Source organism: Salinivibrio sp. EAGSL, from assembly GCF_013366455.1.
In the GTDB taxonomy this organism is placed as follows: Bacteria; Pseudomonadota; Gammaproteobacteria; order Enterobacterales; family Vibrionaceae; genus Salinivibrio; species Salinivibrio costicola.
The window spans coordinates 136,428-160,333 of record NZ_JABWMG010000006.1 but is presented as its reverse complement, the minus strand read 5'-3'; the positions used below and the strand labels follow the sequence as shown (position 1 = coordinate 160,333).

Annotated in this window: 19 protein-coding genes; 8 read left to right on the top strand and 11 right to left on the bottom strand. The window is 48.7% G+C overall.

The genetic code is table 11. The features are described from left to right. Positions 1–96 precede the first annotated feature (96 nt). Together tal and HLG76_RS05505 are read right to left on the bottom strand one after the other, a co-directional pair. Positions 97–1,047 carry a transaldolase gene (tal, locus tag HLG76_RS05510; protein WP_175993241.1) on the bottom strand — a complete coding sequence of 317 codons (951 nt, stop codon included), beginning with the start codon at positions 1,045–1,047 and terminating at the stop codon, positions 97–99. A gap of 180 nt (positions 1,048–1,227) precedes the next feature. Further along, positions 1,228–2,244 (bottom strand): sugar-binding transcriptional regulator, encoded by a 1,017-nt coding sequence (locus tag HLG76_RS05505; RefSeq protein WP_077460847.1) that lies wholly within the window; start codon positions 2,242–2,244, stop codon positions 1,228–1,230. Positions 2,245–2,590: 346 nt separating this feature from the next. Here HLG76_RS05505 and HLG76_RS05500 point away from each other — a divergent pair, with 346 nt between their 5' ends. Continuing rightward, the gene (locus HLG76_RS05500; protein WP_175993240.1) at positions 2,591–5,164 is read left to right on the top strand and encodes an EAL domain-containing protein; all 2,574 of its coding nucleotides are present in this window, start codon (positions 2,591–2,593) and stop codon (positions 5,162–5,164) included. 99 nt (positions 5,165–5,263) lie between these two features. Here the strand turns inward: HLG76_RS05500 and murQ are convergent, their stop codons facing one another. Both murQ and HLG76_RS05490 read right to left on the bottom strand, forming a co-directional pair. Further along, complete coding sequence (murQ, locus tag HLG76_RS05495; RefSeq protein WP_175993239.1) at positions 5,264–6,187, bottom strand: N-acetylmuramic acid 6-phosphate etherase; 924 nt, start codon at positions 6,185–6,187, stop codon at positions 5,264–5,266. A gap of 9 nt (positions 6,188–6,196) precedes the next feature. Next, the gene (locus tag HLG76_RS05490) at positions 6,197–7,309 is read right to left on the bottom strand and encodes an anhydro-N-acetylmuramic acid kinase (protein WP_175993238.1); all 1,113 of its coding nucleotides are present in this window, start codon (positions 7,307–7,309) and stop codon (positions 6,197–6,199) included. 143 nt (positions 7,310–7,452) lie between these two features. Between HLG76_RS05490 and nagZ the strand changes: the two genes are divergently transcribed. Then, a complete protein-coding gene (nagZ, locus tag HLG76_RS05485; protein WP_175993237.1) occupies positions 7,453–8,457 on the top strand; it encodes a beta-N-acetylhexosaminidase in 1,005 nt (334 codons plus the stop codon). A gap of 84 nt (positions 8,458–8,541) precedes the next feature. Here nagZ and HLG76_RS05480 read toward each other — a convergent pair whose 3' ends face one another. From HLG76_RS05480 to HLG76_RS05460, 5 genes are all read right to left on the bottom strand, one after another. Beyond that, complete coding sequence (locus HLG76_RS05480; protein WP_158009955.1) at positions 8,542–8,718, bottom strand: hypothetical protein; 177 nt, start codon at positions 8,716–8,718, stop codon at positions 8,542–8,544. Positions 8,719–8,858: 140 nt separating this feature from the next. Further along, on the bottom strand, positions 8,859–9,713 hold the full coding sequence (gene hdfR / locus HLG76_RS05475) for an HTH-type transcriptional regulator HdfR (RefSeq protein WP_077460851.1): 855 nt from the start codon (positions 9,711–9,713) through the stop codon (positions 8,859–8,861). Positions 9,714–9,834: 121 nt separating this feature from the next. Beyond that, on the bottom strand, positions 9,835–11,301 hold the full coding sequence (locus HLG76_RS05470; RefSeq protein ID WP_028569712.1) for a lactate dehydrogenase: 1,467 nt from the start codon (positions 11,299–11,301) through the stop codon (positions 9,835–9,837). Positions 11,302–11,319: 18 nt separating this feature from the next. Continuing rightward, complete coding sequence (gene deoD, locus HLG76_RS05465; RefSeq protein ID WP_077460852.1) at positions 11,320–12,030, bottom strand: purine-nucleoside phosphorylase; 711 nt, start codon at positions 12,028–12,030, stop codon at positions 11,320–11,322. A gap of 22 nt (positions 12,031–12,052) precedes the next feature. Further along, on the bottom strand, positions 12,053–12,223 hold the full coding sequence (locus HLG76_RS05460; protein WP_021023774.1) for a XapX domain-containing protein: 171 nt from the start codon (positions 12,221–12,223) through the stop codon (positions 12,053–12,055). Between the two features lie 481 nt (positions 12,224–12,704). On the opposite strand from HLG76_RS05460, the gene HLG76_RS05455 reads away from it, so the two are divergent. From HLG76_RS05455 to HLG76_RS05440, 4 genes are all read left to right on the top strand, one after another. Further along, positions 12,705–13,619, top strand: coding sequence for a siderophore ABC transporter substrate-binding protein (locus HLG76_RS05455; RefSeq protein ID WP_175993236.1), 915 nt, complete (start codon positions 12,705–12,707; stop codon positions 13,617–13,619). 136 nt (positions 13,620–13,755) lie between these two features. Continuing rightward, entirely contained in the window at positions 13,756–14,676 is a 921-nt protein-coding gene (locus HLG76_RS05450) for an ABC transporter permease (protein WP_025744503.1), read from the top strand. Next, entirely contained in the window at positions 14,669–15,616 is a 948-nt protein-coding gene (locus HLG76_RS05445) for an iron chelate uptake ABC transporter family permease subunit (protein ID WP_021023771.1), read from the top strand. The genes HLG76_RS05450 and HLG76_RS05445 overlap by 8 nt, the downstream gene beginning before the upstream one ends. 5 nt (positions 15,617–15,621) lie before the next feature. After that, positions 15,622–16,410, top strand: coding sequence for an ABC transporter ATP-binding protein (locus tag HLG76_RS05440; RefSeq protein WP_077460853.1), 789 nt, complete (start codon positions 15,622–15,624; stop codon positions 16,408–16,410). 38 nt (positions 16,411–16,448) lie between these two features. On the opposite strand, the gene yddG is transcribed toward HLG76_RS05440, so the two are convergent. Together yddG and HLG76_RS05430 are read right to left on the bottom strand one after the other, a co-directional pair. Beyond that, positions 16,449–17,372 carry an aromatic amino acid DMT transporter YddG gene (gene yddG / locus HLG76_RS05435; protein ID WP_303245979.1) on the bottom strand — a complete coding sequence of 308 codons (924 nt, stop codon included), beginning with the start codon at positions 17,370–17,372 and terminating at the stop codon, positions 16,449–16,451. A gap of 48 nt (positions 17,373–17,420) precedes the next feature. Further along, on the bottom strand, positions 17,421–21,164 hold the full coding sequence (locus HLG76_RS05430; protein WP_175993234.1) for an EAL domain-containing protein: 3,744 nt from the start codon (positions 21,162–21,164) through the stop codon (positions 17,421–17,423). 338 nt (positions 21,165–21,502) lie between these two features. Between HLG76_RS05430 and HLG76_RS05425 the strand changes: the two genes are divergently transcribed. Both HLG76_RS05425 and HLG76_RS05420 read left to right on the top strand, forming a co-directional pair. Beyond that, entirely contained in the window at positions 21,503–23,098 is a 1,596-nt protein-coding gene (locus tag HLG76_RS05425; protein ID WP_077677351.1) for a methyl-accepting chemotaxis protein, read from the top strand. Between the two features lie 16 nt (positions 23,099–23,114). After that, positions 23,115–23,861: an SDR family oxidoreductase gene (locus HLG76_RS05420; protein ID WP_021023766.1), complete on the top strand. Its 747-nt coding sequence runs from the start codon at positions 23,115–23,117 to the stop codon at positions 23,859–23,861. Positions 23,862–23,906: the final 45 nt, after the last annotated feature.

Genomic DNA, 23,906 nt, shown 5'->3' with positions numbered 1-23,906 from the left:
GTTTACCTACAGGTTGAACAGGTGAAATAAGAGAAAACGATATCATAAAAGCGGCCTAAACCGCTTTTATTGTGTTAAATCACGCTTTGGGTTGGATCACAGTTGTTCGCGAATCATGTCTTCAAGTTTACCTTGATCGACCGCGAAGTTTCGGATGCCTTCAGCAAGTTTTTCGATGGCCATCGGATCTTGGTTGTGTTCCCACAAGAATTCCGCATGGGTCATTGCTGCTGGGCGTTGCTCGGTGGCGCCTGTGTCTTTTAGCTTCACAGGAATATCGCCTTCAGCATCGCTTAGCTCTTGCAACAATTGTGGGCTGATCGTGAGGCGGTCACAGCCGGCTAATTCTAGGATCTCACCGGCATTGCGGAAGCTTGCGCCCATCACAACGGTGTCGTAGCCGTGTGCTTTGTAGTAGTTGTAAATGGTGGTAACGGACTTCACGCCTGGGTCTTCTGCAGGCTCAAAATCACGGCCTTCTTTGGCTTTGTACCAATCCATAATACGGCCAACAAACGGTGAAATCAGGTAAGCGCCGGCTTCTGCGCAGGCACGTGCTTGTGCGAACGAGAATAATAGCGTCAGGTTACAATTGATCCCTTCTTTTTCCAGGATTTCAGCGGCACGAATGCCTTCCCAGGTTGAAGCCAGTTTGATCAGGATACGATCGTTGCTGATCCCCGCTTCGTTGTACATGCTGATCAGCTTACGTGCTTTAGCAACGCTTGCGTCGGTGTCATAGGATAAGCGGGCATCGACTTCTGTGGAGATGCGACCAGGAATGACATTAAGAATTTCTTTACCGATGTTCACTGCGAGGCGGTCACAGGTATCGGCGATTTGTTGGTCGGCATCACTGCTGTGTGATTTCGCATACGCAATCGCTTCATCAATCAATGTCGCATACTCTTTGATTTGCGCGGCTTTCAGGATCAGCGAAGGGTTGGTGGTTGCGTCTTGCGGTTGGTACTTTTTAATCGCTTCGATATCGCCTGTGTCTGCGACAACGGTGGTTAGGGCTCGGAGTTGGTCCAGTTTGTTGCTCATCTTCACTCACCTTCTTTACGTGGTAGGCCCAGACGCCGAGTTACGTGCTAACGCTTGATCTGAATATGAACAGATGCAACGCGTCTGAGCAAATGATGTGACGATCTTTGAGTTTTTTACGCCACTTGTCAATTGTATTGCGATATAAAGAGAGTTACCTCTCACTCTTTTGTCACGAATTTACTCATCCTGTTGAAATGTGAACACGCTTTCATCAGGTGCAGGCTCCGACATATTCAGCAGAGCCATTGCGCAGCTTGCACTGGTCGCGAGTACATCGATAACGCCCGTTCTCAGCGCACCGAGTATCGATAAGGCTTTGCGGCTCTCGCTCGCCATGGCAATAACACTCGGAATACGTGCCAAATCTGGCATCGCCAGTCCAACCACACGACCACGCATCAGGTTATCCGTGGGTTGTCCGTCAAGTCGGAAGAAATCAAAACCGCCGATGTCTCCGACAATACCATGATTCACCCGTGCTTCAACAAACTCGCGTGCGGTAAAGCAACCCAATTTGACCATATGACTATTCTCATCCATATCGCCAATGCCGACCAGTGCAAACTCTGCTTTTCTGGCCTGGTTCAAGGTTTCACTGATATTCGGATGGGACACGAACACCTGTTGAATCGACTCATTATCCACATACGCTGGGGCGTATAGGGTTTCACTGCTCCCCCCAAACTTTTTGGCTAATCGTCGACAGATATGATCGGCATTAAACGCGTCACCGCTGCGGTGTGTGCCGCCTATTGCGCAAACAAACCGGGCTTGACGATGCGAGACAACCCCCGGGTGATCGGCGACCGCTGCGACATTTTGACCTTGGCCCACCGCAACCACCATGCCATCGTTAAGGTTACCGTCAAGATAAGAGGATACCAAGGTCGCGACTTGTGTACGTTGTTCTTCGGCGCTCGGTTGGTCGAGTGAAATTAAGGCGCGTTTAAGGTTAAACCTGGCCATCAATCGCTGTTCGAGCTGGGCACTGTGTACGGGATGGAATTTGACCGTGATTTCCACAATACCTTCTTCACGTGCTTTACGTAAAAGACGGCTTACTTTGGGGCGGCTGATTTTATATTTGCGAGCAATTTCTTCCTGAGTCGCGCTTTGTTGATAGTACAAAATGGCGATTTCAGTTAATAAGTCGGTGTCTTCGTGATAGTGATCAGGGGGCGTTGATATGCTCATGCTCGATGGTCTCGCGACTGAACGGTACCTTAGGTTGCGTTTAAAGGCACGATGAATGCAATGCTTACCAGTATACGCCTGTTATACAAAACGAACAAATGTTCTGTCGCGATACCAATGTTCATAAGCTGTTACGGTGCTCGGTTATCGATTGACGAGAATATCGTTGAAATCGCGAGCAAACGAGAATGCGTGGCGTGCTCTGTTTGAAAAAGTAGCCATTGCTATCTAAGTTTATTAGTGCTCGTTCAAACAAAACTACTAGCGGCTGTGTAGAAGAGACTCGCGGCTACGTAGAAAAATAGCATGATGACGAGCTTGTCTTTGGCTAAGGGAGTGTGGCTTGATGCACGCACTACAATCACGACAACCCCTGATCTGGGGGGCGACATTGCTCGCATTACTCGCCTTGAGTACGTTCGGGGTGTGGATTGCTGATCTCAGTGAGGGTACGACCGAAGAGCAGCCTCTTCTTGACGTAAACTATAGTTACTTTGTTGACGAGACGAACGAGCTATCACTGGATTATGTGATGGCACATGCCCCTTTCACGTCGGTGTCAGGGCCAAACCACATTCCATGGAAATTAGCTTACCAAACGTACTGGATCAACATCGGCTTTGACTATACGGGCCTCACTGAGCGGCCGATACATGTGATCACTGATAACCCTTCGATTGATTATCTTGATGCTTATCACGTCCTCGATGGTGAACAGATTCGCTCGCGTGTAAAAGCTGGCGATATTACACCAGAAAGACTGAACCGCTTGCCCTTGCCGTCCTCTGTGCCCGTGACCTTGCTTCCCGATCATACCAATCAGCTTTTGATCAAAGTGACGTCACGAGATATGGCAACCATGCCACTATGGGTGATGGACCATGAGCACTATGACCATTTCGCCAAATCGCTGCATTTGGTATGGGGCGGATTTGTGAGTTTTGCCATGCTGATGGCACTCTATAGCGCCGGTGTCTATGTATACAGTCGGCAGCGCGTGTACTTAATTTATGTGTTTGCAACTGTGTTGAGTGCGTTAGTGGTGAGTGTGAATCATGGCTTTAGTCGTTACTTTGTCCCTGATTTTGTCCAGATATTTATCAGTAATCACTTGGTGGCACTCACTGTTTGTTTATTAACGGTCGGGTTATGGTTTACCTATTTTTTCTTAGATTTTACGCGTAGTCCTATTCATCAACGCGCGCGATCTCTATTTTTAATCACGACGGGTGGGCTGCTCGGTCTCGCATTACTGAGCTTTATTACGCCGGCTTATATGTCTGCCTCTTTTGTTCTCATTGCGCAAATCCCAGTCTACGGAGTGATTATTTATTACTTGTGGCAGCAATGGCAGCCGAGTAAATACTGGTTGTTTCTATTTATTTTGTGTTGGCTACCCGCAATGGCTGGCGGACTGACATTCTACGCACTGATGCTGAATTACATTGAGTACACTCTGTTGTCAAGTTATGTCTTGATGCTCGCGCTTGCGCTAACCATGATTCTATTTTCTCTGGCGCTTGCCGAGCGGTTTCGTTTTCAAAGGATGCAGGAAATGCGAGCGCTGACTCATGATACCTTGAGTTGTCTTCCTAATAACAACGTATTGCACATGGTGATCAGCGACCTCATTAGCCGCAACAACAATTTCAATTTGTGCTGTTTATCGATTGATAACTATAACAATTTATTGCCTTACCTAGATGAAAGTGCACGCGATGAATATATCAATGCGATTGCTGCACGTATGAATGACACCTTAGCGGTTCAGCCGGTACAAGCGATCAAAACGGACAGTGATATGCCCAGCCACCGCCTGGGCTGCCTAAAAGAAGGGGTGTTTGCTTTTTTAATTGAGGATGTGGATCGCAAGACGTGTGACCAGGTGCTAACTGCTGTAGTTGATAGCTTAAATGGTGATTTATGCGTGGGATCCTTTGTTACGCAAGTCAATGTGCGTATCGGTGTTTGTCACTATCCAACCGATGGTGAGCATCCAGGATTACTTATTAGCCGAGCGTTAAATGCCATTGACCAGCACCGTCCTTTTGTTGGCAGCTATGCGCACTTTAATTCTCATGAGCAGCGACACCATCAGCTACATGTCTCGCTCGTCACGGATTTGAGAGATGCGATTGAGAATGATGGGTTGGATCTCTATCACCAACCGCAAATTGATTTACGCACAGGCTCTATCCATGGCTCAGAGGTGCTGGCACGTTGGACGCACCCAGAGTATGGCCAGATATCGCCTGAGGTGTTTGTACGAATGGCCGAGGATGTCGGGATTATTAATAGTCTTACCCTTTGGGTGATTAAGCGTGCTTTTCAGCAGCAAGCGCAGCTTATTAACCGTGGCCACTGTCGTCGGCTTTCGGTCAACATTAGTGCGTCTGATATCTATATCCCTGATTTAGCCAATCGTGTGGTTGAACTGGCTCGAGAGTACCATATACCCACGAATTTAATTTCACTCGAACTGACCGAATCGATCATGGTGGAAGATTACAATTGGCTCAAGCAGTTGATTGCAGATCTATCGGCAAACGGTATTGAAGTCTCTATCGATGATTACGGGACAGGGTATTCGTCTTTGTACTTTCTATCTCAATTGCCTTTTACTGAGCTTAAGATTGACCGCAGCTTTGTGCGAGATCTTCCCAAAAGTAGCCGCCACCAAAGTATTGTTCGTGCAACCACCGATATGGCGCGATCGTTAGGGGTGATGGTGGTTGCCGAAGGGGTTGAGAGTGAAGAGGCCGAGAGCTTGCTTCGGCGTTATGGTGTGGACGTTTCGCAGGGCTACTACTATTCACGCCCCTTACCGTTTAGCCAATACCAAGCGTACGTGGAACGTATGGACAGTGCGCAGCCGAGTACAGTGATACGCGAACGAAATCGGCGCTCTTCATCTGGATAGGTGGATCTCAAAAAGTGTAAACCGTTCGCGAGGCTGTCGTTTGTAAGCGCTATCGTTTGTATGAGCTATCGTTCGCAAGAGCGACGGATATTATGAGGATCAGCGTTGTGGCGTCATCGCGAGTGCATCGCGTAAATGTCCTTTAGCTTGCTCAATATGCTTTCTTGCTAAATGCGGATCCTGCCCGGTTAACACCATAAAAATGGCTACCTTAACCTCACCGTCGGCATGGGACAGAGCCTGAACCGCGGTCGCTTCATCACAACCTGTCGCTTCCATCACGATCAGGGTTGAGCGTGTCACCAGTTTTTGATTGGTGGCTTTTACATCGACCATTAAGTTTTGATAACACTTACCGATTTTGACCATGGCGGCAGTGGTTAATAGGTTTAGTACTAACTTTTGCGCGGTGCCAGACTTCATACGGGTTGAGCCGGTAAGCGCTTCTGGGCCGACCTCGGGCGTTATCGCGATATCAGCATGCGAATTGATCGTGGCGTTGGGGTTACATGATAAGGCGATGGTGACAGCACCTTGTTGCTTAGCAAATTCAAGCGCGCCAACCACATACGGCGTTCGGCCACTGGCGGCAATACCGACGACAACATCTTTCGAACTGAGGTGTTGGGCGTCTAGATCCGCGACACCTGCCTTTGGATCATCTTCCGCTCCCTCTTGGGCGATAAACATCGCTTTTTCGCCTCCGGCAATAAGGCCAATTACCTGTTCATGTCCGACCCCGAAAGTAGGCGGGCACTCAACGGCATCTAATACACCCAGGCGTCCACTGGTGCCCGCGCCAATATAGATAAGCCGGCCTCCCGCGTTAAACCCGGCTACGATGTGGTCGACAGCGTCAGCGATAGCGGGAAGTTGTGATTGGACTGCAAGTGCGACGCCTTGGTCTTCGGCATTAATCATGGTCACCAAGCCAAGTGTATCTTGCTGATCGAGTCCGTAAGTGTGGGGATTACGCGTTTCGGATAATAAATGCTTGAGTTGCTCGACGCTGGGGGCTGTCATTGATGTTCCTTAATAGGGTAGATAGATGGCACCTAAGCAACACGCTTGGCTGGCGCCGGTCACGGCAGGGACGTTGCCAGGCTGGTGGTTGAGTGTTTGTTTAGCAAGCCATGCAAAGGCAATGGCTTCCATATCGTCACAACGGATCCCGACTTCATCGGTTTGAGCGATTGCCCAGTTGGGCATGGCTTGTTGCAGCGCGAGCATTAACGTTTGATTATGTGCTCCCCCACCACAAACAAAGATGCGTCCGCGCTTTAGCGGTCGTATGGCTATGGCGATACTCTCAACGGTGAGTGCCAAAAGTGTTGCTTGTACCTGATCGGGGGAGAGCGAAAACGCGAGCAACTGACGGTCGAGCCAGTCGAGGTTAAAATATTCTCGACCTGTGCTTTTGGGCGCAGGGCGAGAAAAGTAAGCATCCGACAGTAGCCGTTGGAGCAGGGGCTGATAAGGCGCACAGCTTGCCGCCCATTCACCATCTCGATCATAGGCTTGATGGCGATGTCGTTGTGTCCACGCATCCATTAGCATGTTACCGGGTCCGGTGTCGTAGCCATATAACGGGCGATCAGGGCATATCATTGAGACATTGGCGATGCCGCCGATATTGACCACCGCAGTCGGTTGTTCGCTATCGGAAAAGTAATCGTTATGAAATGCGGGCACCAGTGGTGCACCTTGGCCACCATACGCCATATCTTTGCGACGAAAATCGGCAACAGTGGTAATACCGGTTCGAGCGGCAATCACATTGGCGTCGCCAAGTTGCATGGTAAACGGGTAATCCCCACTTGGCTGGTGATACACCGTTTGTCCATGACAGCCTATCGCGGCGACATGCTTAGGCAATAAGGCGGCGTGTTCGAGCAAGGAATTAATCGCCGCGGCATAACATTCGCCTAAGCGACGATCGAGCTCACCGAGCGTTGTCACTGACACAGGGTGACCTCGGCTTAACGTAATCACCGTGGCTTTGATGTCTTGCGGTATCGGATCACTGTGTCGCGCAATTGACTCGACTTGACCGGCTTGGTTAAACCTGACAGCGACGGCATCGATATTATCTAAACTGGTTCCTGACATGACACCAATATAGATATCGGCTCCAGAGTATGACATGTGGCTGTTCCTTGCATAATGACGACGGTACGATAGCAGTAATGCGCAATGGGTATACACAAACAGCGAGTATAAACAGATTGCGATATCTCGCAAAGTGCTTGATTATTCGTCTGTGATAAACGCAGGATGAAGGAGACATAATGGGACCCGTTTGGCTCGATGTGCACGCAGAGCAAATCGATAATGAAGAGAAAGAAATTCTCGCGCATCCGAGCGTCGGTGGCGTGATTTTGTTTGCCCGCAACTATTACGATTCCGCGCAGCTTCGCGCACTGACACAGTCTATTCGTGCGGCGGCAGGCCGAGATATCTTAATTGGGGTGGATCAAGAAGGTGGACGCGTTCAACGCTTTCGAGAGGCATTTACGCCGATCCCGGCCGCACAGTCTTATCATGCACTTGGTGCAGCCACTGAGATGGCTGAGCAAGCTGGATGGTTGATGGCCGCCGAGTTAATTGCGCATGGGATTGATTTGAGCTTTGCACCTGTGCTTGATCGCGGCTTTGCGTGTGCCGCCATTAAAGATCGCGCGTTCGGTGAAGAACAACAGGTGGTGACGCAATACGCCAGCGCCTTTTCAATGGGTATGCGCCGTGCCGGCATGGCAACGACCGGGAAGCATTTTCCGGGGCATGGTGCTGTGTTAGAAGACTCTCATTTAGTTACCCCTGAAGATCCGCGTGATATTCTGCAGTCGTCTGATTTCGCTATTTTTAAAGCGTTTATTGAACAAGGCTTATTGGATGCGGTTATGCCTGCGCATGTGGTCTATCCGCAGCATGATACACAGCCTGCCAGTGGCTCACGCTATTGGCTAACTCATATTTTGCGTCAGCAACTCGGATTTAAAGGGATTATCTTCTCGGATGACTTAAGCATGGGTGGGGCGCATGTGTTTGGTGATGCCCCTTCTCGTGCTAAGGCAGCACTGGATGCAGGGTGTGATATGACGCTGATCTGTAATGATCGCGCAAGTACGGTGTCGGTTTTAGATGCATTACCGATTCAATCCGTGCCAATGGCAGATGCACTCCGCGTACGGACGCCGATTGATTGGCAGACACTTAAGCAAAATCCATTGTGGCAAACGACACATGCCGTATTAACGGAGTTCGATACCCATTGGCGAACGATGCAAGCCTAACACCGTCTCGGTGATAAGTGGCAACAAAAAGGCAACGCCGACGCATTGCCTTTTTTAATTTTGACGACAAACGTATCAACGCAGTTAGCGGTCATCACCGAAGTAGCTGTCCTCTTGCTGAGGTCGGTGCGCGCGTTTGCTTTGACGTTTTTTGCCTTTTTTACCGTGTGACATATCGTCATCAAAATCGTCGTGGTGGCGAGATTTAAACTTCTCTTTTTGTTGAGAGCCGTGTTTTAACCATTGATCCCACTGTGCCATGGTGGTGCTTTCCTAACGCTTGTTGATTTTTAAGGCTACGTGTAGCCGGATGATTAGGCAGTATGTTGTTGCCTAACAATTTTAAGATAGCCGAAAAATGCCTCACCGACTAGTGAAATTCGCCGCAAACGACCGTTTTTTTAACCGGCGTAAAGCTGACCGTTTGATTCTATTAACTGACTGATTAAATTGCTTTTATCGTTGTTTGTCAGCCAGATAAGGTGAAGAGGATGGGTAAGTGCTTGTACTTTATCGACTAAATGAAGTCGTTTGCTGTCTAGGTACTGTTGAATCGCCAAGGAAGGCAGAAATGCGATGCCGCCATGTGTGAGCAAATAGTTTAACGCCAGGTGGCACGACTGGGTGTGTAACACCGGTGGGCGCTGTAACTGCGCTATTTGGCTTTGTGCACTCGCAAATTGTGTGCCCCAGTCAAGATAGATAAGCGGTAGCTCATCACTCTTATCCAGGTGAAGATGAGCGACGTGGCTGACCAGCTGTAATTGATAATTGCCAAGGTGATGAGACTGCAGCCCTTCAAGTTTTGGTAACTCTGACGTTAGGCCCGCGTCGATGCGCTTCTCAATTAAATGGCGAGCGAGTAATTGCCTTGGCGTTGATTCAGCACGGAGTAGCCAGTCGGTATGGTCTGCACCTATCTGATTTATCCATGCGCTTACGCCATCAAGCTCCCATAACATCGGTGACGCCCCAAATGTTAATTGGCTACTGGCGGCTTGTATGGCACTGACATCGTGTTGCGCACGTTGCCAAGTTTGCAGCATAGTTTCTGCATAGGGAAATAAACGCTCACCTGCTTCTGTGAGGCGAACATTATTGCGCTGACGAATAAACAGTGCGGTGCCTAACTGGGTTTCAAGTTGGCGAATACGAAAGCTGACTGCGGATTGGGTCAGATAAAGATTATCCGCCGCATGACCGAAATGGCGGGTCTTACTGACTTCAATAAATGTACGCAGCAGTTGAATATCCAATACTTATATCCTCGTGACTGGATTTTTAGTATCGAGATAAATAACGCGAAACAGCGATATCGTCAAGGGAGACGACGCGGGCGTTAGGTTGAACTATCGATAACAATCGGGCGGTGAGACGTTAAAGCATGAGGTCCGCGAGTGTGAGCGGGCGATCGGTTAATCCAAGACGCTGAGCAGGCGTGACGTGGGCGTGATCTTGCCAACATAAATTGTGCCAGGCACGGTAAATATCAAGTAACGGCAGTAACCCTCCAGGGCGTAACCGGCGTCGTGGCTCATTAACCAACAGTGCAAATTGCTGATGGAAGTGTTGTTGATATTTCTTCATCGCATCACAGCTTGCATGGGTTAACCAATAGGCTTCTCTGCCCTTATTTTGCCCATGATCGCAAATGGCTTTGCTCCCTGCACCGCTGCGCGTAAACGCCCAGCGATCGCGCCACCAACTGAGTAACACAATATCAATTTTTTCTGGCTCTGAGCCGGGTTGCCAATAAGGATCTTGCTCGACGTAAACATGGCTTACCCGTTTGTCACGAATATCGGCTTCGAAAACGGATAAACAAGCCGAGCGCAATAAGGGCTCCTGCGGAGAAAACACCACAATGTGTTGCCAATGATCAATAAAAGGCTTGAGGTTTAAATAATGGGCATAGGTGGTGTATTGAGGACGAATCAGGGTACCACGATTAGGGTAAATAAAGTGCAACGGCTGGGTGTAAGGGTCTTCCACATTTGAGCGTGAAAACACCTCTCGGTATTTTGCGTCAACGCGACCCAGTAAGCCGTCAGGGCGTGGTGTTGGCTCCGAGCGCTGGCCTGCATTGGTGGTCGCCATAAAGCGGCAAGCGTCTTGATACGGATCATGATGCTCGGTGAGATGGTCATGATCATACGAATGATAGTTGACATCTTGAAGCAAAATATAGCCGCTATGCGCCTCTCCGGTCGCTAGCCATTGTACGCCATTTTCGCTGTTAGGTTGCAGCGGTGCATGAACACTCGCGAGGTGGCCTGTTGAGGTATCAGATAAAAAGCGTGTGTCGTACGCGGCAAGTTTTTGTCGACAACGCGCAGCTATTTGATTCAGGTGATCATAAAAGGTCTTTGGATTGAGAGAAAGCCGACGACAGATCTCTCGCACGGTATGGCCCGTGAAAAGGAAGGCCAGCAACTTTTGTTGCAGCTCACTCTTTTTGTTAATCCCAGACCAACGGTCGACAAAGGTACTTTGACAGCCTTTACACCGATAACGTTGTCTATCGCCGCTGTAGCCAAAGGCATGGTAACAGTGACGGTAGGTTAAGACTGGCTTACCTAAGTGCTCACAGGCGGGGTTGGTACAGGCACATAGTCCATCTGCATGGAGTTGACGTTGGGCTATCAACTCGGCATGAACTTGCTGGTTGTTGAGCAGAGGAGGAAACGCCCCGCATTCTCGGCATACTAGCGTTGGGCGTGCCGGATTAGAGCGCTGAACCAAATAATCTTGCTCATCCATTGACCCAAAGTTAGGACAGGTCAAGGTTTTACAAAAATTCAGCTGCAATTGACCGGCAGCGGGTGGCAGTTTACCGCTTGGCACGTTTCCTCCAACCCACATTTACAGGTTGATCGCGGTCTCGAGCGAGACAGTCATCATTTCATTAAACGACTTTTGACGCTCATCTGAGCTCAGTGCTTCACCACGAATAATGTGGTCAGACACGGTCAGAATGGTGAGAGCACGCGCGTTTAGCTCTGCAGCAACACCGTAGATACCCGCTGCTTCCATATCAACGGCAAGAATGCCAAGTTTGTCCATTTTGTTGAACAGATCGGCTTCTGGGCTGTAAAAGAGATCCGCAGAGAATACGTTACCAACGCGCACAGAGACGTTTTGTTTACGCGCTTCACCAACGGCAGTTTCCATAAGATGGAAATCACAAATAGCGGCGAAGTCATGATCGGCAAAACGGGTGCGGTTTACTTTTGAGTCGGTGGAAGCGCCTTGTGCAACGATCACGTCCATCAGTTTGACATCATCTTTTACTGCGCCACAGCTGCCGACGCGAATGACGTTTTTAACACCGTAATCTTTGATCAGCTCATGGACGTAGATGGAGCACGATGGGATACCCATACCGTGACCCATTACCGATACTTTTTTGCCTTTGTAAGTGCCGGTGTAACCGAACATATTACGGACATCAGTGACCAGTTCCGCGTTTTCTAGAAAGTTTTCGGCAATGTACTGCGCGCGCAGTGGATCACCTGGCATCAGGACTGTTTCAGCAAATGCGCCGTCTGCAGCGTTAATATGTGGGGTAGCCATAGTGTGCTCCAATTATCTAAAGTTAAGAGAAAAAGCGTTCGATCACGGCTTGATAAGCCATGCCGCCAAGGTAGATACCAACGATGCCCATGATCCCAGAAATCACCGGGGGAGCAGGCAATGGTAACTTGATCGCGCTGAAGAAAAAGCCAACAATGGCGCCAGCGACGACCGCAAGTAAAATTTCGTTCATTATAACCCTCAAACAACTCGTTAGATGCAGTTCAGCTCAATCCGGTACCGAATTTGCGACAGTCTTAGCTGTCTTTAATTATCGTTTCAGTCATACCGCTCGAGATGAGTCTAGTGTATGTAACCAGCGCATATATCCGCGCGATCTTGATCACAACTATATCCATGTTAACCCGTAAACCGGCCAATGATTACTAAATATGTTGATAGTGTCGGTGCAATCGCTTGCGTTGTAACCAAATAGGTCCGATTCGATGGTTTATTCGCGGATAAAAACGGGAAATAGACACAACACTGGCTGATATCTGTCTTTATTTTGCGCAAGATCAAAACAGTTTTAGTAACTGACGCCCTTATCGTGATGGTGTGTTGATCCGGCTTTATCAATAGAGTTATGAATATGAATAATTCTCACTTCTATTCGTGACTTGGCGTTTTAACTGCGTTAGCATGCTGCCATCAATTTTTGCGAGGAAAGGGCTATGCAAGCTTTTCGTTCATTTTTCCAATTCATTCTTTTAACCGTTTCTTTGGTATTAAGTGGTCACGCTGCTGCAAAAACCATCCACCATGCCATGGGCACCGTTGAGATTGACGGTGTGCCGCAGCGTGTGGTTGTGCTTGGGCAAGGCAGCCTCGATGTGCTTGACCGCCTGGGGGTTGAACCTGTAGGCGTGGTGAAATCATTGATGCCAGATTACTTAGCAAAAACTTACCAAGATGATAAGTATGTAGCGGTAGGGACCGTTAAAGAGCCTGATTATGAGGCAATCTTTACGGCAAAACCGGATTTGATCATCGCAGAGGCGCGTATGGCGTCGCTGATGAGTGAATTAGAAGAAATTGCGCCAACCATTATGTTCCAAGCCGATTATGACCATTATTGGCAGAGTGTTCAGCAAAACTGGCGCATGCTGGGTAATGTCTTCGACAAACAAGAAAAAGTGGAAGCCATTATCGACCAGGTAAATACCAAAATTGCACAAACACATGAAAAAGCGGTGGCAGATAACTTCAACGCGCTTATGGTGATGAGCAACGGCAGTAAAGTGGCGATGTTTGGTGAGAAAAGCCGCTTTGGTCTGGTTTTTGACGAGCTGGGACTAAAACCTGCGAAAAGTGATGACGTAGAAGTGGCTGGCTCTCACGGCAACCTGATTTCTTTTGAATACATTGCCGATGCCAATCCAGATGTGTTGCTGGTGCTTGATCGTGAGCAAGCGATTGGTGAGGGACAGGGAAAAGCTAAAGCGCGTTTCGATAACCCATTGGTAAATAAGACACTGGCGCACCAAAATCAACGTATCAGCTACTTAGATCCAACTGCTTGGTATATCACCATGGCTGGGATGACGGCGATGGATAAAATGATCGACGATGTCAATCGCGTACTTTAATCGTTTTTGATGACGCATCGCTTTCTGTATAGATTGCTTTTTTACAGATAAAAGTTGACCCGGGCTTCTCCCGGGTCTTTGTGGTTTCAGACCCAACGGTAGTCGTGTTGTGAAGTATCTTTCTATTCCTATCCTTATGGTGCTGGCGCTATTGTCGATATCTATCGGTGTCGCCCACGTTTCTTTGGATAGTTTGTGGGCCGGTGATTCAGAAGCCTGGACCATTTTTACCACCAGTCGTATTCCGCGCCTGCTGGCTATTTGTCTTGCCGGGGCTGGGCTGAGTGTGGCCGGCCTGATTATGCAGCAGATTTGTCAAAACCGCTTTGCCTCCCCAGATACCACGGGCACCATTGATTGCGCGCTGCTTGGCTATGTGGTTACGCTCGTGGTTTTTAGTGGTGCAAACCAATGGCTTGACCTGACAGTGATTGTCGGTACGGCGATGGCAGGTACTTGGCTATTTGTCCGTTTCTTACAGCGCCTCAAATTTAAAAATACCGTGCTTGTTCCTTTGATCGGGATTATGTACGGCAACGTGGTCTCGTCTCTTACTCAGTTCCTGGCTTACAAATACGATTTGATTCAAACCTTACAAGCGTGGACGGTGGCCAATTTTTCATCGGTGTTGGCGGGGAACTATGAAATCTTGTTTGTTGCCATGCCTGTATGTGCCGTGGCCTATGCCTATGCGAGCCAATTTAGCGCCGCCAGTATTGGAGAAAGCTTCGCCAAGAATATTGGTTTGGATTATCAAAAAGTGGTGCTGTTTGGTGTCATGGTGGTTGCCTTGTTGTCGTCGGCCGTGGTGATGATCGTCGGCGTGATCCCTTTTCTTGGCCTGATTGTGCCGAATGTTGTCTCATTGTTCATGGGCGATAATATTAAGCGTAATTTGCCTTGGACCGCCTTTTGGGGGGTGGTACTGGTCTTAAGTTGCGATATTTTAGGCCGCGTAATTATCTTCCCTTATGAAGTCCCTATTGCCATGATCATTTCGATTTTGGGTGGTGTGGTCTTTATCTACTTAGTGATGAGGGATAAAGCCAATGCGTGATGGACTCAAACTTTCTCTTGTTGCGGTGGGCGTTTTACTGGTCGCCGGTTATTTCTTAGGGCATGGCCTTACCGCGGATAATTATGCTTACTTTCTTTCTAGGCGTACGCCGAAGGTGCTTTCGATTGCGCTGGCAGCGATCGCAATATCGGCCTCTTCATTAGTGTTTCAAACCATCACCAATAATCGAATATTGACGCCCTCAATTCTTGGTTTTGATAGTTTGTACGTCTTATTGCAAACCCTGTTACTGGTGATCTTTGGTTCAACCAGTCTGTTTTTGGTGAATGCCTATTTAAACTTTGCGGTGAGTGTGGCATTGATGACGGTGACGGCGAGCGTGCTATTTACGCTGTATTTTCGTCGGCATCGCGCTAACGTCTATACCTTGTTGTTAATTGGTATCGTACTCGGGAGTGTGTTTGGCAGTGTTAGCCAGTTTTTTACCTTATTAGTTGACCCCAGTGAATTTGCGGTACTTCAAGATGCCATGTTTGCCAGTTTCAACAATGCGAATCGCGATCTGGTGTATATCAGTGTGCCGGTGTTAGGGCTGTGTTTGTTGGCGCTTTACCGCTATGCCAATCAGCTGGATGTTTGCTTACTTGGTGAAGATAATGCCACCAGTTTAGGCGTCGATATGCGCGGACTCACACTGAAGGTGATGGTGATCATCGCCATCATGATTGCGGTATCGACGGCTTTGGTCGGGCCTGTATTGTTCTTTGGTTTGATTGTAGTCAGCCTTGCCCGGCAAATGTTTGTGAGCTATCAGCATCGTTTTTTGATTCTTGCGACCAGTGTATTGGCAGTTTTTTTGTTGTTAACCGGTCAGTATGTTGTTGAGCAGTGGTTCGGGTTTGAAACCACTGTCAGTGTGATTATTAACTTTGTTGGTGGAAGCTATTTCTTGTACCTGCTAACGAAAAACAAGTTTTAACCATTATGATTGAATTAATTGGATTGTCGAAAGCCTACGGGCAAACCCAGGTGGTAAATCAGGCCAGTGCGTTGTTCCCACCGGGTAAAGTGACCGCGATAATTGGTCCAAATGGTGCGGGGAAAAGTACGCTGCTCTCTATGGCGAGTCGACTCACTGATAGTGATGCAGGTGAAGTCTTGATTGGCGATAAACCGCTCAGTGAATGGAGCAATGAGGCATTAGCAAAAAGGCTGGCGGTGTTGCGGCAGGCGAATAATGTCAATATGCGCTTTCGTGTTCGTGAGCTCGTGGCATTTGGTCGTTTTCCCCATTCTAAAGGGCGACTGACTGCGGATGATGATACGGTGATTGATGAAGCGTTAGCTCAATTAGGGTTAACGGAGTTACAAGACCGCTTTATTGATCAATTAAGTGGGGGCCAACGGCAGATGGCATTCATCGCGATGGTGGTGGCACAAAACACCGATTATATCTTTCTCGATGAACCGCTCAATAATCTCGATATTCGTCACTCGGTGGCGATCATGAAGACGGTCAGAGACCTGGCACATCGATATAACAAGGCCGTGGTGGTCGTGATGCACGATATTAACTTTAGCGCTTGTTATGCGGACAATATGGTCGCGATGAAAGATGGCGAAGTGGTATCGAGCGGTCCCGTTGATGAGGTAGTGACCAAGCCAGTGATGGAGCGTATTTACGAGATTGAGTTTGAGGTTGAACAAATCAATGGTCAGCGTATTTGCCTCTATTATGGCGCGGCAACACCGGCGTTAGCCTTGGCACAGTAAACTGTATCCAGCCGCAAGAGCGGCTGGATACATCGTCACTAGTGTGATTTAGCGGTACTCGAGGTCTTGTTGCTGGTGGTCGGCGCTCGCGTCAGCCACCAGCTTGCCAATGAGCCGAGTGTCACCATCGCCACGCCTTGCCAGAAGGAGAGCGTCAGCTCGGTCGACAAGAGAATCGCTGATAAAAACGTTGATAGGATCGGGATAAAATAAGACAAGGTTGCTAAGAACACCAAATTGCCCTTAAGAATACCAAGGTTCCACAGCCCGTAACCTCCTCCCATTGCCGCACCGGCCACGAACACATAAACTGCCTCCGACCAAGAACCGGAAAGCGCAGGCGCATCAGAGAGTGCAAAACCGACCCAGAGTGTGATGGCCGTTGCTATAAAGAACCACGTGATGCCGTTTTTTCCCTGCGCACTCATGCGGGTCAGATTACAATATATGGCCCAAATGATGGCGCCACTGAAAGCCAGGATATAGCTCAATGGGTTTGAGTGAATATTGGCGACTAAATGATGCCAAGAAACCCCCTGTTTGCCGCCTACTGTCCAGATAACGCCTAAAAATGCGATCATTAAGGCAGGATAAAGCCAAAGGCTGACTTTTTGGCGAGTAATAAGCACGGAAAAGAAGACGGTTAAGCACGGCCACAAATAGTTAATGACGCCCATTTCGATCGCTTGTGTGCGCGTATTAGCCCATGCTAGGGATAACGACAAGCATAATTCGTAGACCACGAATAACACGCCGCCGACAATCAAGTAGCGACGTGGAAAATCGCTGAGTTTGGGCGTACCGACAAAAACCACTAAGCAGAGCGCCGCGATAGTATAAATGGCGGCAGCGCCACCTACAGGGCCAAGTAATTCGGTCACGTGGCGGATCAATGCGACATTGCTGCTCCACAGTAGGATTGCACCACACCCTGCAAGCGTGTATTGATTCATAACAGGCAGTCCAAGCAAAAAAGCTTAAATTGCCTATCTTTTCGGCGTCTCGCAACCCTATTCAGCACCTTTTTGTTTGTTCGATACTTTGTTGGCAAGCAAGGTATCAAGTGGCGTGGGATAGTCGATTAAAAACCCTTGCACATAATGAATGCCGATCTCTTGTACGCGCGCGAGTTTTTCTTCATCAGACACCCACTCCGCGACAGTTTTATACCCCATGGTGTCACAGATACTGACGATAGATTCGAGGATCACTCGGTCAATGTCGTTTTCGTTATCGGTGAGGTTGGCAACGAACTGGCCATCCACTTTCACGACATCAACGTTAAAGAGTTTCAAGTAATGGAAAGAACATAGGCCGGCGCCAAAATCATCAAGTGCGATGTGAGCCCCATAGGCGCGTAACTCATCGATAAATGAAACGGCGGTATTTAAGTGGCTAATTAAGGCTGACTCTGTGATCTCGAAGCACAAGCGCTCAGCGGGAAAGACGGATGAGGCTAACAGGGCCTTCAAATGTGTTTGGAACTTGGGATCGCTGATTGAGTGCGCGGAGAGGTTGAGATTAAATTTAAGGCCAGAGTCGGCCAATTCTTGGGCGCGAGTATTGAGCACATAGTTAGCCACCCACGCATCAATGTCACGAATGTAACCAAAGGTCTCTGCGGCGGGGATAAATTGCCCCGGATTCATGATATTGCCATCCGTGTCAATCATCCGCACTAATAGTTCATACCAGTGTTCAATGGTTGGTCCTTTCGCGGGAGCGACTTGTTGACCATACAGGGTAAATCGATCCTCAGCCAATGCGCGGGTAATTTTTCCGACCATTTGCATATCGTTGTGGCGGCCTTGGGCGAAGCCTGATATATCGTTATAGTCGACGATTTGTCCACGGCCCGCTGACTTCGCTTCATACATGGCAACGTCAGCGCGGCTCATTAAGTCGGACAGAGTTAAGGCGTCATCACCGATATTGACTAAGCCGACACTGGCACTGATGGCGAAAATCCGCTCTTCATAAGAAAAAGATAGATTCTCGAGGCGACTGATTAAATCGGCAATTGTCTGTTTGGCATCCCGCATATTGCAGTGTGTGAGGAGGACTGCAAATTCGTCGCCGCCGAGTCGTGCAACGGTGTCATCACTGCGAATGTTATCAGCCAATGCTTGAGACACTTGGCAGAGAACATCGTCGCCCGCATGGTGGCCGACAGAATCGTTGATGATTTTGAACAGGTCGAGATCGACAAAGGCAAGTACCGACGGGGTATCGTCATGGTGTTGTGTAAGGTGCCTTTCCATGATGGTTTCAAAGGCCCGGCGGTTCGGTAAATGTGTCAGTGGATCGTGGTTAGCGTTGTAGTCGAGTTGCGCCATTAACGCATGTTCTTCAGACACATCACGTAAAATATACACATAGCCTTGATGACTGGTTAACGGCGATACTGCCACGGAGACATAGACGCGCTCCCCATTGGCTAACACAAGCTGGTAGGCATCTTTTATCTGTGTTTCAAAAAAGGTCGCGGTTTGATTTTCATGTAAACTCGAAAGCAGCACGCGCTGTTGTTGACGATACAGTTGGAAAATGTCGTCGATGGTTTGTCCAAGGGGCCGATCCTCACCATTGAGAGTCAGTCGCTGTGCCGTATGGTTGAGATAGGCTAAATGACCTTGGTCGTCGGTGGTGATTACGGCATCGTTGATGGAATTCATCACTACGTTTAATTGTTCGCGCTCCTGGGCAAGGGTTTGGTTGAGTTCATTTATTTCAGTATTGTCCCAGTTGGCGCCAATCAATCGTATGGTATTGCCGCTATCATCGATTTGTACACTGGCAAGGGCACGCAGGTAACGCGTTCGACCGTGAGTATCGAGAATCCGGAATTGGGTATCGATACGTTGTTGATATTTGAGGGCTTTGCCGAGTATACGCTTGACCCTATCGGCATCATCTGGATGGAGGCGATGTTGCCAAGTGGCCAATGTTTCTTTACCGTCAGAGACGGGTATATCGTAGAGCGCATACATCTGCGCATCCCATTCGAGCGTGTCGTCTGCGACGTTGTACTCCCAAATACCAATGTTAGCAGCTTTGGTCGCGGCTTCAAGGCGGCGGCGTAAGGTATCGGTTTGTTGGTTGGCTAGGTGCTGTTCGGTGACATCGATTACCGTACTTAGCACGGTTTCTGTCTCTTCACCGGTTTGTCGCGCCGACGCTTGCCGTAGATATCGGTAATCTCCCTGATCATTTTGAAAGCGAAATACTTCGATCATACGATCAGTACGCCCTTCAACCAGCAGGCGCATGGCTTGCTCCCAGCCGTGTAAATCGTCTGGATGGATTCGGGCGGTCCAGGCTTGGTAGGTTTGGATGCTTTTTGCACTGATCCCCAATAGTGGCGCTGACCAACCTGAAAACAGAATAACGCCAGTATGAACGTTCAATTCAAATACGGCGAGTTTGTTGATATCTAAAGCAAAACGCCAACGTTCTAGCCAGCGTTTTTGCTCTCTCTGTGCCGCTTTCAGTGCATTAATGTCTTCGACTTGGCTGATGAGATGCGTCACATGGCCGGCATGTTTGTCACGGACCGCAGTGACAGAGAGCCTTCCCCATACTTGCTCCCCATCCGCGCGCAGGAAGCGCTTCTCCAGCCGTTTATTATCGGTATGACCCATGCTCAGTTCATTAAAATAGTCTTTTAATGCCGCTTGATCTTGCTCGCGGGTAAAAATAGAAACATGGGAGCCAAGCAATACACGCGGTTCACAGGCAAAAAACTGCGCAAGGCTCGCGTTAGCGTCTTGAACGATGCCGCGAGGGTCGAGTATGGCCATACCAATAAGGGAGTTATGCATCGCTTGGGTTAATAACGCATGTTGCTCCAGATGATGCTTTTGATGACGTCGATAGCTATATGCGAATTGTGTCATTATCACCCCGACCATCATGGCGGCACCAGCCATCGCCATGCGAGACAGTGAGGCTTTTTGATCCGCTTCTACTTGAAATGTCAGTGCACCGAGGGCGGATAAAATGTCAAAGCTTAGTAATGTTAACGCGATACAGCCTAAACCAATCAGACGACTTTGCAGTGTTGCCGCCAACAAAAACAGCGCTGTGAGCGCCAAAAACGGGTGAGGTGAAAGATATAACAACAGGCTGATTGTACTGATCGCGGCCAAGCACAGGGCTATCAAGGCGATCCAAAACGTGCTCGATTTCGCAAGTCGATCATTAGGTCGTTCGCTGAGGTTCTCTTTGACGACTAACAAGAGAGGAAATAGGGCGACAAAACCGACAAATTCGCTAATAAACCACCGAAGTACTAAGTAATCGAACGGTTGATGGGTTCCTATTGACTGAACACTGGCACCGAGTGTCGCACCAAATAGAGGGCTGATGATAAGTGTGGGCGCTAAACCTCGAATAAAGGGCCACATACTCTCGAACGGGTTACCGTAACGTTTGTACGTTAATCGGTAAATGGTGCAACCTAATCCGGCGGTTGCAGTGTTGACAGCCGCCATGCTGGCACTGAGTGAAGCGGGAATCCCCATCATGGTATCGGCATAAAAGACGCCGGTGAAAAAGCCTGCGGCTGCGACAAGCCTCACGTAGCCTGAAAAGCAGCTAAACCCGAATGCGCCGGCAGCCGATACGTACCAAATCACGGCGAATTGTTCGCTTTCTGGCAGCACCGCTAATGAGAACCATACCAGCGAAAAGCTCATCGTGACTAAAATAAAAAAGGCCTGAATCGATTGGCGAATTCGTCGATGGGGGATCATGGTTCTCTCATTAATAACAATAATCTAGGGAGAGCTTAGCGCATTTTGCGTGGGATTTAATCACGTTTGTGGTAATTATCATACAAAGACACTCTCGATGTTTATGAGTCGCATTTATTTTTGTATCGCAACTGCGTCGCAACAGTTAATCCCCAAGATGTTAGACATACGGCTTTAGTCTAAATTTGATCGTGTTCACCGCGATGACCCAAAAAATATGGCATCTGTAATGGACCAAGGCTGAAAGTCTCTCGGTATTAGCAGGTGTCTGTAACCGTTAGGTTTTTAGCGTACTGAGTGTGCTAATCCGTTCCAAAGATAAGGATTATAGGTGGAAAATGACAAGGATCGTAGTGGATAACAAAATGGGATTTTGGGTCGCATTTGGCGTCGTTTGTGCGCTGTCTATATTTGGAGGATGGGTTGTAGTATCGGCGCAATTTACATGGGTTGTGTTGATATTGGCCTGTCAAGCTGTGGGCATAGGTCTTGCCGTAAAGCTCTATCTGTTCCCGCGACACGAGCAAGAATCTGCAGTTGAAAACGCTACACTAGACATTCCTACTGAAACCGTTGGACGATTAGCAACGCGTGCCACAATGAACGCGATGACGGCCGCAGAAGTCTCGCATCGCTCTGACATTTTAACGGCTCGTTTGACAGAGCAGTTTTCTGCGGTGGTAGAGATTACCGATAAAGCGCAACATATTGAGCAAACTCTTTCGCGTGCTTGCCAAGTCGAGACTGAATCGGTTGAGCAAGTGACTCGTATGCGGGATCTTAGTCAGCAGGGTGTAAATGAACTGACCGCATCCATTGCTGAGATGCGAGATATTAACCAAAAAACCGCCGAAACGGTTGCGCGAATTGAAGCTCTGGACGCCAACGTCAATAAAGTCAGTGCCGTCGCACAAGTTATTGATGATATCGCCGAACAAACAAACTTGCTGGCATTAAATGCCGCAATAGAAGCCGCTCGAGCTGGTGAGCAGGGGCGTGGTTTTGCGGTGGTGGCTGATGAAGTACGACAGCTTGCGCAGCGGACTTCACAGAGCACAAGTGAAGTCGCGACAATCATAAAACACATTATGGCAGAGTCGAGTAATGTGATGGCACATATTCAAGCCTTGTCATCCGATGTCGAGTCAGGCACTGAAAATGTTGAGCGTGTCGGGTACATTTTAACCGAGCTTTCTTCGGGAGCCGATCAGGTTGAAGAAGCGGTAAAAGAGATAGCCCATGGGTCATCACAGAATAGCGCCAGTTTAGAGCAAATTGCATCCGCGCTGGTACAGGTCCGATCTGGACTTGAAATCAGTGATGAGCAAGTCACGGTCTTGAGTAAAGAAGCCGAGGGATTAATGGATACCGCAGAAAAAACCAATGCGGTTTTTGCTGAGCTCTCCGATGCTAGCCCTCATCAGCGTTTTTTCAAAGCGGCGAGTGTATGTCGAGATCGGATTGAAGCGGCTTTTGAACAGGCCCTTGCGAAGGGCGAGATTAGTCCTTCCGATTTGTTTGACCGCCACTATCAACCCATTGCCAATACGCATCCACAAAAATACACCACCCGTTTCGATACGTTTTGTGATCGATTATTACCGCCGATTCAAGAGCCTATTTTGGACATCGATGACAATATTGTTTACGTGATAGCCAATGACACGAACGGTTATGTTCCCACGCATAATCAACGTTTTTGTCAGCCATTAACCGGTGATTATGCGCAAGATATCACCGGTAACCGGACTAAACGCTTATTTGATGACCGTACAGGTAGGCGTTGTGGGCAACATACTGATACCATGCTGCTGCAAACCTATAAGCGCGATACCGGTGAAGTCATGCATGACCTTTCTGTCCCGCTCTTTGTTGCAGGTAAACATTGGGGCGCAGTGAGAATGGGATACTACCCACCGGTATCAGCAGAATGAGCGAAAAGGAGTAGCAATGAATCCAGTTGCGATTGTAACCGGGGCAAGTGGCGGCATTGGCCGCGAGACGGCGAAGTTATTGGCACAGCGTGGTTATGCCATTTGCATCAACTATTTGAGCAACAGTGAATCTGCTTTTGCGCTTGTTGATGAACTTCAAGCGATTGGAGTAAACGCGATCGCCGTTCAGGCCGATGTGTCGAGTGAAGAAGGTGTCAAGCGGTTGTTCAGTGAAGCGGATAACCGCTTAGGGAATATCACCGCATTGGTGAATAATGCCGGTATCATGTTGCCGCAATCGTCTGTCAGCGGTATGGATGCGGAGCGGATCAACGCGATGTTTCAAGCCAATGTTACCAGTGCCTTTTTGTGCTGCCGAGAGGCGGTGCATCGCATGGCGCAATCTCGTGGTGGTAACGGCGGCGCTATCGTTAATGTTTCCTCCGCAGCGGTTAAAACCGGATCACCCAATGAATACGTTGATTATGCCGCGACCAAAGCCGCATTAGACACACTGACTATGGGGCTAGCGAAAGAAGTGGGCCGTGAAGGGATTCGTGTCAACGCAGTGCGCCCAGGTCCAATTGATACCAATATGCATGCGGCAGGAGGAGAGCCTGATCGTGTCGCGCGTGTGGCTGATAATATCCCGCTTGGTCGTGGGGGGTCGACGCTGGAAGTAGCAGAAATGATTGCTTGGCTGCTGTCAGATAATGCATCTTATTCGACGGGTAGTTTATTTGATGTTGCTGGTGGCATGTAGTCTGCCGTATTTCGATGATACCACCGCGCGTTATGTCGCGCGGTG

Bases quoted from the DNA above. Each gene is read 5' to 3' on its own strand.
- HLG76_RS05430 (WP_175993234.1), bottom strand. From the start codon at position 21,164: ATGATCCCCCATCGACGAATTCGCCAATCGATTCAGGCCTTTTTTATT.
- HLG76_RS05480 (WP_158009955.1), bottom strand. From the start codon at position 8,718: ATGGCACAGTGGGATCAATGGTTAAAACACGGCTCTCAACAAAAAGAG.
- nagZ (WP_175993237.1), top strand. From the start codon at position 7,453: ATGGGACCCGTTTGGCTCGATGTGCACGCAGAGCAAATCGATAATGAA.
- HLG76_RS05455 (WP_175993236.1), top strand. From the start codon at position 12,705: ATGCAAGCTTTTCGTTCATTTTTCCAATTCATTCTTTTAACCGTTTCT.
- HLG76_RS05450 (WP_025744503.1), top strand. From the start codon at position 13,756: ATGGTGCTGGCGCTATTGTCGATATCTATCGGTGTCGCCCACGTTTCT.
- HLG76_RS05440 (WP_077460853.1), top strand. From the start codon at position 15,622: ATGATTGAATTAATTGGATTGTCGAAAGCCTACGGGCAAACCCAGGTG.
- HLG76_RS05420 (WP_021023766.1), top strand. From the start codon at position 23,115: ATGAATCCAGTTGCGATTGTAACCGGGGCAAGTGGCGGCATTGGCCGC.
- HLG76_RS05445 (WP_021023771.1), top strand. From the start codon at position 14,669: ATGCGTGATGGACTCAAACTTTCTCTTGTTGCGGTGGGCGTTTTACTG.
- HLG76_RS05500 (WP_175993240.1), top strand. From the start codon at position 2,591: ATGCACGCACTACAATCACGACAACCCCTGATCTGGGGGGCGACATTG.
- murQ (WP_175993239.1), bottom strand. From the start codon at position 6,187: ATGACAGCCCCCAGCGTCGAGCAACTCAAGCATTTATTATCCGAAACG.
- HLG76_RS05460 (WP_021023774.1), bottom strand. From the start codon at position 12,223: ATGAACGAAATTTTACTTGCGGTCGTCGCTGGCGCCATTGTTGGCTTT.
- HLG76_RS05490 (WP_175993238.1), bottom strand. From the start codon at position 7,309: ATGTCATACTCTGGAGCCGATATCTATATTGGTGTCATGTCAGGAACC.
- deoD (WP_077460852.1), bottom strand. From the start codon at position 12,030: ATGGCTACCCCACATATTAACGCTGCAGACGGCGCATTTGCTGAAACA.
- HLG76_RS05425 (WP_077677351.1), top strand. From the start codon at position 21,503: ATGACAAGGATCGTAGTGGATAACAAAATGGGATTTTGGGTCGCATTT.
- tal (WP_175993241.1), bottom strand. From the start codon at position 1,047: ATGAGCAACAAACTGGACCAACTCCGAGCCCTAACCACCGTTGTCGCA.
- HLG76_RS05505 (WP_077460847.1), bottom strand. From the start codon at position 2,244: ATGAGCATATCAACGCCCCCTGATCACTATCACGAAGACACCGACTTA.